Origin of the sequence: Pseudomonas cyclaminis (genome assembly GCF_015163715.1) — a bacterium.
In the GTDB taxonomy this organism is placed as follows: domain Bacteria; phylum Pseudomonadota; class Gammaproteobacteria; order Pseudomonadales; family Pseudomonadaceae; genus Aquipseudomonas; species Aquipseudomonas cyclaminis.
Window position 1 is genome coordinate 11,862 of record NZ_JADDUM010000110.1, and the last position, 15,596, is coordinate 27,457.

Annotated in this window: 11 protein-coding genes and 2 pseudogenes; 7 read left to right on the top strand and 6 right to left on the bottom strand. The window is 61.1% G+C overall.

Annotated elements, in window-relative coordinates:
- The first annotated feature begins 33 nt into the window (after window positions 1–33).
- On the top strand, window positions 34–996 hold the full coding sequence (locus IQK56_RS15180) for a CobW family GTP-binding protein (RefSeq protein WP_193862166.1): 963 nt from the start codon (window positions 34–36) through the stop codon (window positions 994–996).
- On the opposite strand, the gene IQK56_RS15185 is transcribed toward IQK56_RS15180, so the two are convergent.
- Entirely contained in the window at window positions 990–1,385 is a 396-nt protein-coding gene (locus IQK56_RS15185; protein ID WP_122308618.1) for a DUF3301 domain-containing protein, read from the bottom strand. The two genes, IQK56_RS15180 and IQK56_RS15185, sit on opposite strands and share 7 nt — an antisense overlap.
- Window positions 1,386–1,502: 117 nt before the next feature.
- Between IQK56_RS15185 and pdxY the strand changes: the two genes are divergently transcribed.
- Window positions 1,503–2,375 carry a pyridoxal kinase PdxY gene (gene pdxY, locus IQK56_RS15190; RefSeq protein WP_122308616.1) on the top strand — a complete coding sequence of 291 codons (873 nt, stop codon included), beginning with the start codon at window positions 1,503–1,505 and terminating at the stop codon, window positions 2,373–2,375.
- Between the two features lie 58 nt (window positions 2,376–2,433).
- Here the strand turns inward: pdxY and IQK56_RS15195 are convergent, their stop codons facing one another.
- On the bottom strand, window positions 2,434–2,910 hold the full coding sequence (locus tag IQK56_RS15195) for an acyl-CoA thioesterase (RefSeq protein ID WP_028618540.1): 477 nt from the start codon (window positions 2,908–2,910) through the stop codon (window positions 2,434–2,436).
- Between the two features lie 291 nt (window positions 2,911–3,201).
- Here IQK56_RS15195 and IQK56_RS15200 point away from each other — a divergent pair, with 291 nt between their 5' ends.
- Window positions 3,202–4,965 (top strand): cation:proton antiporter, encoded by a 1,764-nt coding sequence (locus IQK56_RS15200; protein ID WP_193862158.1) that lies wholly within the window; start codon window positions 3,202–3,204, stop codon window positions 4,963–4,965.
- Between the two features lie 57 nt (window positions 4,966–5,022).
- On the opposite strand, the gene IQK56_RS15205 is transcribed toward IQK56_RS15200, so the two are convergent.
- From IQK56_RS15205 to uvrD, 3 genes are all read right to left on the bottom strand, one after another.
- The gene (locus tag IQK56_RS15205; protein WP_017739032.1) at window positions 5,023–5,430 is read right to left on the bottom strand and encodes an SMI1/KNR4 family protein; all 408 of its coding nucleotides are present in this window, start codon (window positions 5,428–5,430) and stop codon (window positions 5,023–5,025) included.
- Window positions 5,431–5,571: 141 nt separating this feature from the next.
- The gene (locus IQK56_RS15210; protein WP_122308612.1) at window positions 5,572–6,441 is read right to left on the bottom strand and encodes a Tim44 domain-containing protein; all 870 of its coding nucleotides are present in this window, start codon (window positions 6,439–6,441) and stop codon (window positions 5,572–5,574) included.
- Window positions 6,442–6,686: 245 nt separating this feature from the next.
- Window positions 6,687–8,870, bottom strand: a complete 2,184-nt coding sequence (gene uvrD, locus IQK56_RS15215; RefSeq protein WP_150674536.1) for a DNA helicase II — start codon at window positions 8,868–8,870, stop codon at window positions 6,687–6,689.
- A 277-nt stretch (window positions 8,871–9,147) separates the two neighbouring features.
- Between uvrD and IQK56_RS15220 the strand changes: the two genes are divergently transcribed.
- The 3 genes from IQK56_RS15220 to IQK56_RS15230 all read left to right on the top strand — a co-directional run bounded on the left by IQK56_RS15220 (window position 9,148) and on the right by IQK56_RS15230 (window position 13,398).
- A complete protein-coding gene (locus IQK56_RS15220) occupies window positions 9,148–12,021 on the top strand; it encodes an EAL domain-containing protein (RefSeq protein ID WP_122308608.1) in 2,874 nt (957 codons plus the stop codon).
- A 161-nt stretch (window positions 12,022–12,182) separates the two neighbouring features.
- On the top strand, window positions 12,183–13,049 hold the full coding sequence (hexR, locus tag IQK56_RS15225) for a transcriptional regulator HexR (protein WP_003177007.1): 867 nt from the start codon (window positions 12,183–12,185) through the stop codon (window positions 13,047–13,049).
- Between the two features lie 151 nt (window positions 13,050–13,200).
- A complete protein-coding gene (locus IQK56_RS15230; RefSeq protein ID WP_099586078.1) occupies window positions 13,201–13,398 on the top strand; it encodes a PA3496 family putative envelope integrity protein in 198 nt (65 codons plus the stop codon).
- Here IQK56_RS15230 and IQK56_RS15235 read toward each other — a convergent pair.
- Window positions 13,328–14,301: pseudogene (locus tag IQK56_RS15235) on the bottom strand (LysR family transcriptional regulator). The gene IQK56_RS15230 and the pseudogene IQK56_RS15235 overlap by 71 nt on opposite strands.
- Before the next feature lie 195 nt (window positions 14,302–14,496).
- Here IQK56_RS15235 and IQK56_RS15240 point away from each other — a divergent pair.
- A pseudogene (locus IQK56_RS15240) lies at window positions 14,497–15,596 on the top strand (acetyl-CoA carboxylase biotin carboxylase subunit); the annotation flags it as partial.

Consider the following 15,596-nt stretch of genomic DNA (forward strand, 5'->3'; position numbering starts at 1 on the left):
CAAACGCTCTACACGGTCTGAACGATGCCCCTGATGCTGCAGAACATTCCTACCCACGTGATTGCCGGGCCTTTGGGCGCCGGCAAGACCAGCTTGATCAAGCACCTGCTCGCCCAACGCCCGGCCAACGAGCGCTGGGCGGTGTTGATCAACGAGTTCGGGCAGATCGGCCTGGATGCTGCGCTGCTGACCCAGGACGGCGACGGCATTGCCCTCGGCGAAGTCGCTGGTGGCTGCCTGTGTTGTGTGAATGGTGCACCGTTCCAGATAGGCCTGGGCCGACTGTTGCGTAGGGCCAAGCCGGATCGTTTGTTTATCGAACCCTCGGGCCTGGGCCATCCGGCGCAGTTGCTCAAGCAGCTGCGCGAAGCGCCGTGGCAAGCGGTGCTGGCGGTTCAGCCCTGTGTGTTGGTGCTGGACGCCCAAGCGCTCGCGGCGGGCAAGCCCTTGCCGATGGCGCAGCAGGAGGCACTGGCCAGTGCCGGGCTGTTGGTGTTGAACAAGGATGAAGCGCTGGATGCCACGCAGCGCCATGGGATCCAACGGCAATTACCTGATTGTGCGATTTACTGGACACGCCAGGCGCAGTTGCCGCTGGCCCAGTTACCTGGCTTGGACGCAATTGCAGGCGCGGCTGTGGATAACTTTGCAGTGCCCAATGGGCTGGCCCAACTGCCGGCCATCTGGAGCGATCCCGCGCTGCCCATTTGTTTGAGCCAGGCCCAGGAGGGCGGCTGGAGTATTGGTTGGCGCTGGCATCCAAGCCAGCTATTTGATCCCGAGCGTCTGGCGCTGTGGCTCAAAAGTCTTGAATGGCGCCGCGCCAAACTGGTTATCCACAGCCGTGATCGCTGGATTTCCGTTAACGCTGTGGATAACAGCTCGTTCACCTGGCAGCCCAGTGAATGGCGCCGCGACTCTCGTGTCGAACTGATCTTCAGCGCCCCACAGGACGTGGTCGCGTTACAGGCCGCGCTGGCAGCCTGCCGTTACTGACGGTTCTTGGCCGCGTGGTCCTGTCGCCATTGGCTCAGCTCAATGACTTCAGCGCTGGGCAGCGCCTCCTTGGCCTCGAACGGGTAGGGCGCCAGTTCGATTTGTGCGCTGTGGGCGCCGAATTGGGTGATGGTCCCGCTGTGACGGGTCTCGCCCGTGACGGTGAACTCGAAATTGTAGATACGCGCCAGGCGCCGCCGGCCATGGGCGTCTTTCACAAAACCGATGCGCTTCAACGCGACGGCACCGTCGAGCAATTCGATATCGAGCTTGGCGCAATGCTGCTTGACCCGCGCCAGCGCCCGCTCGCGCAGGCCGTGGTTGTGCCACACCCAGGCGGCGCCGGTCGCCAGCAGCATCAACACGAACATGTTTCCCAGGGTCAGCATGCGAAAAACTCCAACAAAGTGAGAGCAGCTTAACTGTGTCGCCGGTCTGTCGTACAGGCTGCGTTTAGTCGCATACTGCGCGGCCAGAATTTCAATGGCTTTACGGAAATCCCCTGCATGAAACGCACACCTCATCTGCTTGCGATCCAGTCTCATGTGGTCTTTGGCCACGCCGGAAACAGCGCCGCCGTGTTCCCCATGCAGCGGGTCGGGGTGAATGTCTGGCCGCTGAACACGGTGCAGTTCTCCAACCACACCCAGTATGGACAGTGGGCGGGCGAAGTGTTGGCACCGCAGCAAATTCCTGCGTTGGTGGAAGGCATTGCCGCCATCGGTGAGTTGGGCAATTGTGATGCAGTGCTGTCCGGCTACCTGGGCAGCGCGGACCAGGGCCGGGCGATTCTCACCGGCGTGGCGCGGATCAAAGCCATCAATCCCAAGGCCCTGTACCTGTGCGACCCGGTCATGGGCCATCCGGAAAAAGGCTGCATCGTGTCCCAGGACGTCAGCGATTTTCTGCTCGACGAAGCCGTCGCCATGGCCGACTTCCTGTGCCCCAACCAACTGGAACTGGACAGCTTTGCCGGGCGCAAGCCGCAGTCGCTGTTCGATTGCCTGGCGATGGCCAAGGCGTTGCTGGCACGCGGGCCAAAGGCCGTGCTGGTCAAGCATTTGGATTACCCGGGCAAGTTGCCGGACGGTTTCGAGATGTTGTTGGTGACCGCCGACGGCAGCTGGCACCTGCGTCGGCCGCTGCTGGCCTTCCCGCGCCAACCGGTGGGCGTGGGCGACCTGACGTCTGGGTTGTTCCTGGCGCGAGTGTTGTTGGGCGACAGCCTGTTGGCCGCCTTTGAGTTCACCGCGGCGGCTGTGCACGAGGTGCTGCTGGAAACCCAGGCCTGCGCCAGTTATGAGCTGGAGCTGGTGCGGGCTCAGGATCGTATCGCCCACCCACGCGTACGTTTTGAAGCCACCCCGATCGGTCTCTAAGTACACAAAACCCAAAGTGGGAGGGGGCTTGCTCCCACATTTTGATTCGATCAGCCTGTTAGCCTTTGATTTCCTGGTAGCGCTTTTCCAGCTCCTGGCGAATCTGCCGACGCTGTTGGGCCTGTACAAACCGGCGCTTGTCTTCGCTGTTCTGCGGTTGCAGCGGCGGCACGGCGGCCGGTTTGCGCTGGTCGTCGACGGCCACCATGGTGAAGAAGCAACTGTTGGTGTGGCGCACCGAGCGTTCACGGATGTTTTCGGTCACCACCTTGATGCCCACTTCCATCGACGTATTGCCGGTGTAGTTGACCGACGCAAGGAACGTCACCAGTTCGCCGACATGGATCGGCTCGCGAAAAATCACCTGATCCACCGACAGCGTCACCACATAGCGACCGGCATAACGGCTTGCGCAGGCGTAGGCCACTTCGTCGAGGTACTTGAGCAGGGTGCCGCCGTGGACATTGCCTGAGAAGTTGGCCATGTCAGGGGTCATCAATACCGTCATCGACAGCTGGGCGTTTCCGGGTTCCATAGCACACTCACGGGTTGTAGGCATTGGTTGGGGGGCACCTCTGCGGGTGCTGGAATCTTTGCAGCGCCATCCTTTACGGGACGCCGGTGGTCGGCTTGCCGTCACGCCTGCACCGATCTGTTTCCATATATTGCACCGGCTTTCTGCTGGAAGTCGCGGTGTTAACCTTCAAAAGCCCATCTCAGGGCATTTCTTACGATCAAGGCAGACTTTTCCTTCCGCACTTTGCGACTTTCCATGTGCGCGGGCGGAAGTGGGAAAAGCGCCGGTACCCTCAAGGAGCCCCTCGCCATGCACGCCATCAGCTTTATCCAGGACTTGGCCGTGATCATGCTGGTGGCAGGGGTGGTCACTATCCTGTTTCACCGCCTCAAGCAGCCGGTGGTGCTGGGTTACATCGTTGCCGGCTTCATCATCGGCCCCCACACCCCGCCGTTCGGCCTGATCCACGACGAAGACACCATCAAGACCCTCGCCGAGCTGGGGGTGATCTTCCTGATGTTCTGCCTGGGCCTTGAGTTCAGCCTGCGCAAGTTGTTCAAGGTGGGCGCCACGGCGTTTATCGCGGCCTTCCTGGAAATCATCCTGATGATCTGGATCGGCTACGAGATCGGCCGCTGGTTTGACTGGAACACCATGGACTCGCTGTTCCTCGGCGCGATCCTGGCGATTTCCTCGACCACCATCATCGTCAAGGCCCTCAATGATTTGAAGATGAAGAACCAGCGTTTCGCGCAGCTGATTTTCGGCGTGCTGATCGTCGAGGACATCCTTGGCATTGGCATCATTGCCTTGCTGTCGAGCATCGCCGTGAGTGGCACGGTGAGCTCCGGCGAGGTGTTCTCCACGGTCGGCAAGCTCTCGCTGTTCATGATCGTCGCCTTGGTGATCGGCATCTTGCTGGTACCGCGCCTGCTGGCTTATGTGGCCAAGTTCGAAAGCAACGAGATGCTGCTGATCACCGTATTGGGCCTGTGTTTCGGTTTCTGCCTGCTGGTGGTCAAGCTCGAATACAGCATGGTGCTGGGCGCGTTCCTGATCGGCGCGATCATGGCCGAGTCCAAGCAATTGATTAAGATCGAGCGCCTGATCGAGCCGGTTCGCGACATGTTCAGCGCGATCTTCTTCGTTGCGATTGGCCTGATGATCGACCCGCAGATCCTGTTGCAATACGCCTGGCCCATCGCGGTGATCACCGTGGCAGTGGTGCTGGGCAAGATGTTGTCCTGCGGCCTCGGCGCATTTATCGCCGGTAATGACGGTCGCACCTCACTGCGCGTGGGCATGGGGCTGTCACAGATTGGCGAGTTTTCCTTCATCATCGCCGCGCTGGGCATGACCTTGCAGGTGACCAGTGACTTCCTGTATCCAGTGGCGGTCGCCGTCTCGGCGATCACCACGCTGCTGACGCCTTACCTGATTCGCGGTGCTGATCCGCTGTCGCTGAAGATCGCCGCGGTGATGCCCAAGCGCATGAGCCGGGTATTCGGTATGTACGGCGAGTGGCTGCGCAGCATTCAGCCTCAGGGCGAGGGCGCGATGCTGGCGTCGATGATCCGCAGAATCATCCTGCAAGTCGGCGTGAACCTGGCGCTGGTAATCGCGATTTTCTTCGCCGGCAGCTTTTTTGCGGCGCGCATTGGTGGGTATCTGGAAGGTTGGATCAATGATCCAAGCTGGCAGAAGGCATTGATCTGGGGCGGGGCGTTGCTGTTGTCGCTGCCGTTTTTGATTGCGGCGTACCGCAAGCTCAAGGCGCTGTCGATGTTGCTGGCGGAAATGAGCGTGAAACCGGAAATGGCCGGGCGGCATACCCAGCGGGTGCGGCGGGTGATTGCCGAGCTGATCCCGATTCTGTCGCTGCTGGTGATCTTCCTGCTACTGGCAGCCTTGTCGGCCAGTATTCTGCCGACCAACAAGTTGCTGGTACTGATTGCCGTAGTTACGGCGGCGGTAGCGGCGGTGCTCTGGCGGTGGTTCATCCGCGTGCACACGCGGATGCAGGTGGCCTTGCTGGAGACGCTGGATAACCACAAGGATACGCCGGAGCACTGATGGAGGCCGCTCCGCGGCCTGGCGCGGGACAAGCCCGCTCACCACAGGGATCAGGTCTCAGCTTTCCAGCCAGACGTCCCGCGCCCAGTGCCAGACCGATTCCCACGTCTCTTCGGTGACGAGTTCTTCTTCGCCGGACCACAGCACCACGGTGCCGTCTTCTTCGACGCAGTAGTAGTCGTCGCCGTCCTGGCAGATCGGGATCATGCTGCGGTCAACGCCCGCATCCCAGGCGTTGGCGGCCACGTCCGGCAAGTAGGTGTGGGATTGCGGGTCGGTGACGGTCACCGGCTCCAGGCTGCCGTACACCACATCGCTGACGGTCAGCAGGAATTCACGGAAGACAAACGGGATGTCGATGAACAGTTGTTCTTCGATTTCCACCAGTTGATCTTCGTCGGGCAGTTCCAGAGGAACCGGGACCGGTTCGTTGGCTTCACGCAATTGTTCGATGATTTCTTCCACGGCCGGGATCCTCTTGCTAGATGGCGCGGTTTATAGGGGCGTTTTATACAGTAGCTCGCTATAAGTGCAACCGTGAAATAGAAAACCCCGGACATGAGACATGTCCGGGGTTTTTTGTTACGGCTTGCAAGCGCGGGGCTATCAGCCGTTCTGGCGGATACCGGCGACCAGCCAAGGCTGGTTTTCGCCTTGAGGGCGTTCCATGTTCCAGCTTTCGCTGAACACTTCGCCCTGGTCGAAGCGCGAGGTCTTCGACACACCACTGAAGGTCAGGGTGGCGATGGTCTTGTCGGCGCGATCATCCACACCTTCCAGCTGTACGCGCAGGTCGTCGATGTAGGTCGACTGGAACGCGTCACCGATCTCAGCGCGTTCGCGCTTGAGGAACTCCAGCAGTTGCGGGGTCACGAACTCGGCGATCTTGTCCATTTCGTTGGCGTCCCAGTGCTGCTGCAGGGACTGGAAGTGGTTGCGGGCCGCTTCGACGAAACGTTCTTCGTTGAACCAGGCCGGTGCGTTGATCACCGGACGGGCCGCAGCAGGCGCTGCCGAACCACCGAAGATCGAACCCATGGCAGGCTTCTGCTCGAACACTTCACGCTGCATCGGCGCGCCGGCTGGAGCCATGTGCTCCTGCTGCTTGCGACGACGGGCGGCGATAAAGCGGAAGACCAGGAAGGCGATGACGGCCATGATCAGGATGTCGAAGATTTGCATGCCCTGGAAGCCGCCGCCCATGAACATGGAAGCGAGCAGGCCACCGGCCGCGATACCGGCCAGAGGGCCCAACCAGCGCGACGCACCGCCGGCCTTGGCCGCGGCGCCAGCAGCACCGGCCGCGCCTGCAGTAGCGGCAGCACCGCCTGCACCGGCGGATGGAGCCATTTGGCTGGTCTGGTGAGTCGGTGCCGCGCCCGAGCTTTTGCCGCCACCGAAGCGCTTGGCGTTGGCGTCGAGGCTCATCGTCAGGCCGATGCACAACGCCATGGCGATGCTAAGAAAACGTTTCATAAAGGGAATTCCCATTTGTGGATTGCACGCGCGCCATGTTGCACAGGTGTAGTGACAGTGGCTAGCGGCATAATGTTTCGGGCTTTTGCGTAAGACCGATTCCGAAAGGTCTGTAGGACTAATGGAAGATATTGGCCCGCACCTCTCTAAAACAAGGGTGGACCCATAATCTTCATGTTACGCAGTGTTTCATGATGGCGGGCTTGTTGTGGCGAGGGAGCCTGCTCCCTCACCTCATTAATGTTTCAGACGGCTTCGAGCTTCGCGTAACCCATCATCAGCCACTTGCTGCCTTCGGCGAAGTTCACCTGCACGCGTGCCTGGGCGCCGGCCCCCTCGAAGTTGAGGATGACGCCTTCGCCGAACACAGAATGCCGGACCTGCTGGCCAAGGCTGAATTGGGTTTCCGGAATCTCGGAACCGGCAAACATGCTGCTGGAGTTCTGCTGCTGGCCACCGCCGAACGGGCGGCTGACGCTGTTGGACAGGCGCACTTCCTGGATCAGGCCCTTCGGCACTTCACGTACGAAGCGCGACACCTTGTTGTAGGTCTCGCTGCCGTACAGGCGTCGGGTCTCGGCGTAGGTCATCACCAGGTTTTGCATCGCCCGGGTGATGCCCACATAGGCCAGGCGGCGTTCCTCCTCAAGGCGGCCGGGCTCTTCCAGGCTCATCTTGTGCGGGAACAGGCCTTCTTCCATGCCCACCAGGAACACATACGGGAACTCCAGGCCCTTGGCGCTGTGCAAGGTCATCAGCTGGATGCTGTCTTCATGCTCATCGGCCTGGGTGTCGCCGGCTTCCAGGGATGCATGGCCGAGGAAAGCGGCGAGCGGGGTCAGCTCTTCGTCTTCCTCGGTGTTTTCGAACGCACGGGCGGCGCTGACCAGTTCCTCAAGGTTTTCTACCCGTGCCTGGCCTTTTTCGCCCTTTTCCGCTTCGTGATAGGCGATCAGCCCGGATTGCTCGATCACGGTCTGAGTCATCAAGTGCAGAGGCATTTCCAGGCACTTGGCGGCCAGGTTCTCGATCAGCTCGACAAATACGCCCAGCGCACCGGCGGCACGGCCAGTCAGGCCTTTGTTGGCGATCAGCAAGCGCATCGCTTCCCACATCGACACATCGGCGTGGCGCGCATGGTCGCGGATCGCTTCGACGGTTTTTTCGCCGATGCCACGGGCCGGGATATTGATCACCCGCTCCAGCGCCGCATCGTTGCCGCGACCTTCCAGCAAGCGCAGGTAGGCCATGGCGTTCTTGATTTCGGCGCGCTCGAAGAAACGCTGGCCGCCATAGATGCGGTACGGGATACGTTCGCGCAACAAGGCTTCTTCCAATACCCGCGATTGGGCGTTGGAGCGGTACAGGATGGCGATGTCACTGCGCGAGAGGCCAGTTTTCAACGCGCTTTCGATGGTTTCCACCACGTAGCGCGCTTCATCGTGCTCGTTGAAGGCGGCGTACAGGTTGATCGCTTCGCCTTCGCCGCCGTCGGTCCACAGTTCCTTACCCATGCGCCCGGTGTTGTTGGCGATCAAGGCGTTGGCGGCCTTGAGGATGCCGGCGGTAGAGCGGTAGTTCTGCTCCAGGCGGATGGTGATCGCGTCCGGGAAGTCGTCGGAGTACTGGTAGATGTTCTCGATTTTCGCGCCGCGCCAGCCATAGATCGACTGGTCGTCGTCGCCCACTACCATCAGGCTGTCGCCGCCCTTGGCCAGCAGGCGCAACCAGGCGTACTGCACGGCGTTGGTGTCCTGGAACTCATCCACCAGAATGTGGCGGAAGCGTTTCTGGTAATGGGCCAGCAAACCGGGGTTGTCGCGCCACAGGTCGAGGGCGCGCAGCAGCAGCTCGGAGAAGTCGATCACGCCAGCGCGTGCGCAGGCAGCCTCATAGGCTTCATAGATGCTGCGCATGGTCGCCAGGAACAAGTCGCCGCTGGCCTGGATATGCTGCGGGCGCAAGCCTTCGTCTTTCTGCCCGTTGATAAACCACTGCGCCTGGCGCACGGGCCAACGCTGTTCGTCGAGGCCCAGCTCGCGGATCACGCGCTTGACCAGGCGTTGCTGGTCATCGCTGTCGAGGATCTGGAAGGTCTGGCTCAACCCTGCTTCCTGCCAATGGGCCCGCAGCAGGCGGTGCGCCAGGCCGTGGAAGGTGCCCACCCACATGCCGGCCGGGCTGATGCCCATCAGCTGTTCGATGCGGTGACGCATCTCGGCAGCGGCCTTGTTGGTGAACGTCACCGACAGGATGGAATGCGGGGACGCGTTTTCGACCTGGATCAACCAGGCGATACGGTGCACCAGCACTCGGGTTTTACCGGAGCCAGCACCGGCCAGGACCAACTGACGGCCAACGGGGGCCGCTACGGCCTGGCGTTGGGCATCGTTGAGGGAGTTAAGCAAAAGAGAGAGATCATCGCGCATCGGCGCATTCTAGGGTGCTGGGGGGAGTCGGGCAAATCCCAATGCCGGGTGGTCGATGGAAAATATCCGGCGCAGTCTGTGGCGGCTCAACATTCTGCTCAGGGTGATGACCGGTCGGTCAATGGCCACAGCCCGCGCAGGGTCTCGCTGAAGCTGTCTGGCGCCGAGCTTTGCGCTGTGTGACCGCACAGTTTTATGACATGGAGCAGTTTGGCCGGGCGCTTGCTTGTGTATGCTCCGTCGACGTTTCGGGCTCACCATTATAAGAACATTGCCTATGACCCTCAGCACCGACCTGCTTGGCCCCTCGATGGCGCCCGCGCAGGTTATCCGCAAACATTACGCCACTGAGATGGCGGTTGAGCGCACGCGCCTGCTGTATCAGGGCTCGTTGCTGCCGACCCTATTAATGTTGGTGAACGGCCTGGTCTGCGCCTGGCTGCTGTGGAATCCCAAGCAATACCTGTTGGACAGCATCTGGCTGGTCTGGCTGCTGGCCCTGGTGGCCATGCGCGTTATCCAGGTGGCGGCCTTTGATTCAGCCATGCCCAGCCGTCAGGCCCAGCCGATCTGGCGGCGCATGTTCATGCTCGGCTCGGCGGTCAGTGGCCTGACGCTGGCAACTGCGGCCATCGCCCTGGCACCGGTGAACAGCTTCATGCAGCAAGCCTGGGTGTTCGGCCTGATCGGCGCTGCGACGTTGTCGGCCAGCGTGGCCTATGCCGTGAGCCTGCCGGCGTTCCTATCCTTCGCCGTGCCGTGCCTGGTGCCGTCCATTGTCTACTTGTTGTGGGATGGCAGCCCGCAGCAACAGGGCTGGGGGGTACTCGGCCTGATCCTGCTGGTGTCGCTGAACCTGGTGGCCTGGCAGGTCAACCGCCTGATCCAGCGTGAACTCCTGCGGCGTTTCCAGAACCAGGCCTTGATCGAGCATCTCCAGCAGGCGCAGCAGCGCAGCGAGCAGTTGAATCAGGACTTGGTGCGTGAAGTCGAGCAGCGTCGTCAGGTCGAGCAGGAGCTTCGTGACGCTCAGATAGGCCTGCAGGACCGCGTGGCGCAGCGCAGCCAGGAACTGGACGTCGCCAGTCTTGCGCTGAATAAGAGCGAAGCGCGCCTGGCCATGGCCCTGCAAGCCAGCGAACTCGGCCTGTGGGACTGGAACCTGCAAACCGACGAAGTCCATCACACCCAGCTTAAAGAGCTGTTCGGCCTGGAGCCGGAGTACGTCACGGCCATGCTCGGCCACCTCAAGCCGCGCCTGCACCCGGATGACTTGCCGCTGCTCAAGCGTGCGCTGGTGGAGCATCTCAAGGGGCGCACCGAGGATTACCAGGTGGAATACCGCGTGCGCCATGGCGACGGGCACTGGGTGTGGATCGAAGACCGTGGCCGCGCGGTGGAGCGTGCGCCCAGTGGGCGCGTGATTCGAATGCTCGGCACGCGGCGCGACATCAGCGCCGGCAAGGCCCTTGAAGAACAACAACGGCTGGCCTCGACCGTATTTGAAGCCGCCAGCGAAGGCATCGTGATCCTCGACCCGGATTACGCGCTGATCGCGGTCAACCAGGCCTTCAGTCGCGTCACTGGCTTTGACATCGACGACATGCTCGGTCGCAACGTGGTAGAGCTACCCAGCAGCCGCGATGCCCGGCGTCACTTCCCGGTGATCCGCCAAGCCTTGCTCAGCCACGGCACCTGGCAGGGCGAACTGGTGGAAACACGCAAGAACGGCGAGCTTTACCCGCAGTGGCTGCAACTGAATGTGGTGCGCGATGTTCGCGGAAACGTCAGCCATATCGTGGGCTTCTTCGCTGATCTGTCGGCGCGGCGCGAGTCCGAGGAGCGCATGCGCTACCTCACCCATTACGACGAACTGACCGGGCTGGCCAACCGCTCGTTGTTCCGCGAGCGTCTGCGCGAGGCCCACCAGCGCGTGCGCCAGGGCGGGCGCAGCCTGGCGTTGCTGCATATCAATCTGGATCGCTTCAAGCTGCTCAATGACAGCCTGGGCCATGAAGTGGCGGACCAGTTGCTGCAAAAAATGGCGCGCCGGCTGATCAATGCCTTGCCCGAAGCCGACACCATTGCACGGCTGTCCGGGGATGAATTTGCCGTGTTGTTCGACGCCTACGGCAGCCTGTCGAGCCTGGCGCGGGTAGCCACGCGGCTGCTGGCCAAGCTGCGGGTACCCGTGACGGTTGAGGGGCATGAGCTGGTGGTCAGTGCGTCAATGGGCGTCAGCCTGCTGCCCGACAATGCGCGGGAAATTTCCGAGCTGGTCAGCCAATCAAACATGGCCATGCAACACGCCAAGCACCTGGGCGGCAACAACTTCCAGTTCTACACCGACAGCTTGCAAGCCAGCACCCTTGAGCGTCTGCAGTTGGAAAACCATCTGCGTAAAGCCATCGATGAGCGCCAGCTTTCGGTGTTCTACCAACCGAAGCTGTGCCTGGCCACGGGCCGGCTGAACGCCGCTGAGGCGTTGGTTCGTTGGGACCACCCACAGTGGGGGATGGTGCCGCCCTGCGACTTTATCGGCCTGGCCGAAGAAACGGGCCTGATCGTGCCGCTGGGCGAATTCGTGTTGCGCCAGGCTTGTTGGCAAGCCTGTGAATGGCAGCGCCAGGGGTTGGCGCCGATTCGGGTGTCGGTGAACCTGTCGGTGCACCAGTTACGCCAGGGCAAGTTGGTCAGCCTGGTGCGTCAGGTGCTGGAAGAAACCGGCCTGGACCCGCAATACCTGGAGCTGGAACTGACCGAGAGCCAACTGCTCGACAGCGTCGAACACATCATCGCCACCTTCCAGCAGCTGCGCGACCTGGGGGTGAAGCTGGCTATCGACGACTTTGGCACGGGTTACTCGTCCCTCAGCTACCTCAAGCGCATCCCTGTGGACTACGTAAAGATCGACCAGACCTTCATTCGTGGGCTTGGGCAAGGACGCGAGGATGCAGCCATCACCCGAGCCATCATCGCCATGGCCCACGGCTTGGCACTCAAGGTCGTGGCCGAAGGCGTGGAAGATCAGCAGCAGTTGGATTTCCTGCGAGCGGAGCGTTGTGACGAAGTGCAGGGCTATTTGATCAGCCGCCCCATGCAGGCTGACGGGCTGGCAGATTTGTTACGGAAAAATGCAGATTTTCCTTAGCGACGCCAAGGGCGCCCGAGTGGCTACAAAGCTCCTGGCCTTTGAATATCAGGGTGCCAGGGCAATTTAGTGATGAGTCGGACGGGCAAAACGACAATTCTTGTAGTATAACTACAAGCTTGCTACATCCCCTGGCCCTGCCAATAACAAGAGTCCGTCCTTTGAACCTGTTGCAACATATCGCCCAGTCGCGCCACCTGTTACGCAAATCGGAACTCAAGGTTGCCGATCACGTGCTGCTTGACCCTGCGGCTGTGATGCACAGTTCCATGGCCGACCTGGCCCACAGCGTGGGTATCAGCGAACCGACCATCGTGCGCTTCTGCCGGGCCATCGGTTGCTCCGGGTTCCAGGACTTGAAACTCAAGCTGGCCCAGAGCCTGGCCGCCGGTGCCAGCTTCGGGCAGTTTGCGATTCACGAAGACGACTCCGTCGCGGACTACAGCCTCAAGATCTTCGACACCACCTTGCACACCCTCATGGAAGTGCGTGAAAAACTCGACCCGGTGGAGCTGCAAAAGGCCGTGACCGCCATGTCCCAGGCCCAGCGTGTTGAATTCTACGGCTTCGGTGCGTCCGGCGCGGTGGCGGCAGATGCCCAGCACAAATTCTTCCGTTTGCTGCTGACGGCGGCGGCCTACAGCGACCCGCACATGCAGGCGATGTCGGCGGTGACCTTGAAGCCGACCGACGTAGCGATCTGTATTTCCCAGTCAGGCCGCTCCAAAGACCTGCTGATCACCGCCAACCTGGTGCGTGAAAGCGGCGCGTCGTTGATCACCTTGTGCCCGAGCCAGACACCGTTGGCCGAACTGTCCACGGTCAACCTGGCGATTGACGTGCACGAAGACACCGAAATCTACACCCCGCTGACCTCGCGCATTGCCCACCTGGTGGTAATCGACGTGCTGGCGATGGGCGTGGCCATGGCGCGCGGGCCGAGCCTGGTCAACCACCTCAAGAGTGTGAAGCGCAGCTTGCGCAGCCTGCGGTTGTCGCCCAAATCCGTCAAAGCCCTCGACGACTGAGTCAAGGCCGCACTCGTTCCAGATGTGGGAGGGGGCTTGCCCCCTCCCACATTGGCATCTCCTGTGTATCCAGAATCTTCACCAGGCTGTCATCGTCGTGTCATCCGTCGAGCCGATTCTGAACTCCCGTACTCGCATTGGGAGATTCCAAATGGCCCGTCCCTACGAAGACAGCAACAGCGCCGTAAAAACCCGTCGTCAGCAGGAAGACCAGCGCCGCATGGCGTTCCGTCGTGCAATTGAAGACCGTTGCCAGGAGCGCCAGCTGCTCCAGAGCATCAGTGACTACCCGGAACTCCACTGGCAGGCACCCGCGGCCGCCCAGCGAAGCGTTCAGCCAGCGCGCTGATCTGCACCCGCTCGCTGCGGATAAAGCCCAGGAACGCATGGGCCACCGGTGACAGGCGCTTGGCCTTGGCCTGCACCAGGCACCAACTGCGGTACAGCGGCAGCTCCTCCACCGGCAGCTCCTTGAGCCCGCCGGTGGCCAGTTCCATATTCACCGCATGCCGCGTCAGCAAGGCCACGCCCAGGCCAGCGCAGACGCATTCACGCTGCGCTCGGCCGAGGCCACTTCCACCGTCTGAGTGAAGTGCACGCGTTTCTCCTTGAAGTATTCCTCGCAGGCGATTCGCGTGCCGGAGCCCGGTTCACGGATGAGCAGGGTGTAGGGTTCCAGGTCTTGCAGGCGCAGCGGTCCTTGCAGGCTCAAGGGATGATCCGGCAGTGCCACTGCGACAATCGGGTTATTGAGAAATGGCAGGAATTCCAGGCCCATGTCCTGGGGCACCATGGACATGATCACCAGGTCGTCGCGGTTGTCGGAAAGCCGCCGGATCACCTGGGCGCGGTTGACCACCGTCAAGTGCAGTTGCACTTCTGGATGCTGGCGCTTGAATGCGGCAAACAGATGCGGCACGAAGTACTTGGCGCTGGACTCAATCGCGAGCTTCAGCTGGCCTTGCAGTGAACCTTGCATGTCCGACAGCTGCATATCGAGGTTTTCCAGGCGCCCGAAGATGTCGCGGCTGGCCCGTTGCAGCGCTTCCGCGGCCTCGGTCATGTAGAGTTTTTTGCCGACATAATCGAACAGCGGCTGGCCAATCAGCTCTTCCAGCTGTCGAATTTGCAGGCTCACGGCCGGTTGCGTGAGGGACATTTCCTCGGCGGCACGGCTGTATGAGCGCAAATCGCACACTTCATTGAAAACCTGCAATTGACGCAATGTCATACGCATCAATGACTTACGCATAATTCAAATACCCATCCCCGCCGTGATGCGCTGACTATAAGTCTTTACTTATACACAACCCAATAATTATTGATTTTTGTTAATCCCTGCTGGGGCTTAGTGTGTGTCTCGCGACTGTCATGAAACATTTGGTCACGCGCCGACCCGGCTCCAGCGGGTCGAAGAACGCAGCAATCGGCTCAAGGGAATTTCCAAGTGATAAAAAAGATCCTGATCGCCAACCGTGGTGAAATTGCCGTACGAATCGTGCGTGCCTGCGCCGAGATGGGCATTCGCTCGGTCGCGGTCTATTCCGACGCCGACCGCCATGCGTTGCACGTTAAACGTGCCGACGAAGCCCACAGCATCGGTGCCGAGCCTTTGGCCGGTTACCTGAACCCGCGCAAGCTGGTGAACCTGGCCGTGGAAACCGGTTGTGATGCGCTGCACCCCGGCTACGGCTTCCTGTCGGAAAACGCCGAACTGGCCGACATCTGCGCCGAACGTGGAATCAAGTTCATCGGCCCGTCCGCTGAAGTGATCCGCCGCATGGGCGACAAGACCGAAGCGCGCCGCAGCATGATCAAGGCCGGCGTACCGGTCACGCCCGGTACCGAAGGCAACGTCGCCGACATCGCCGAAGCCCTCACCGAAGGCGACCGCATCGGTTACCCGGTGATGCTCAAGGCCACTTCCGGTGGTGGCGGTCGCGGGATTCGGCGTTGCAACAGTCGCGAAGAACTTGAACAAGCCTTCCCCCGCGTCATCTCCGAAGCCACCAAGGCGTTCGGTTCGGCGGAAGTCTTCCTGGAAAAATGCATCGTCAATCCCAAGCACATCGAGGCGCAGATCCTCGGTGACAGCTTCGGCAACGTGGTGCACCTGTTCGAGCGCGATTGCTCGATCCAGCGCCGCAACCAGAAGCTTATCGAAATCGCCCCTAGCCCACAGTTGACCCCTGAACAGCGCGCCTACATCGGTGACCTGTCGGTGCGTGCCGCCAAGGCCGTAGGCTACGAGAACGCCGGTACCGTGGAGTTCCTGCTCGCCGAGGGCGAGGTGTACTTCATGGAGATGAACACCCGGTGCAGGTGGAACACACCATTACCGAGGAAATCACCGGGATCGACATCGTTCGTGAGCAGATCCGCATTGCCTCGGGCCTGCCGCTGTCGGTGAAACAGGAAGACATCCAGCACCGTGGCTTTGCGTTGCAGTTCCGTATCAACGCCGAAGACCCGAAGAACAACTTCCTCCCCAGCTTCGGCAAGATCACCCGTTATTACGCGCCCGGCGGCCCCGGCGTGCGCACCGAC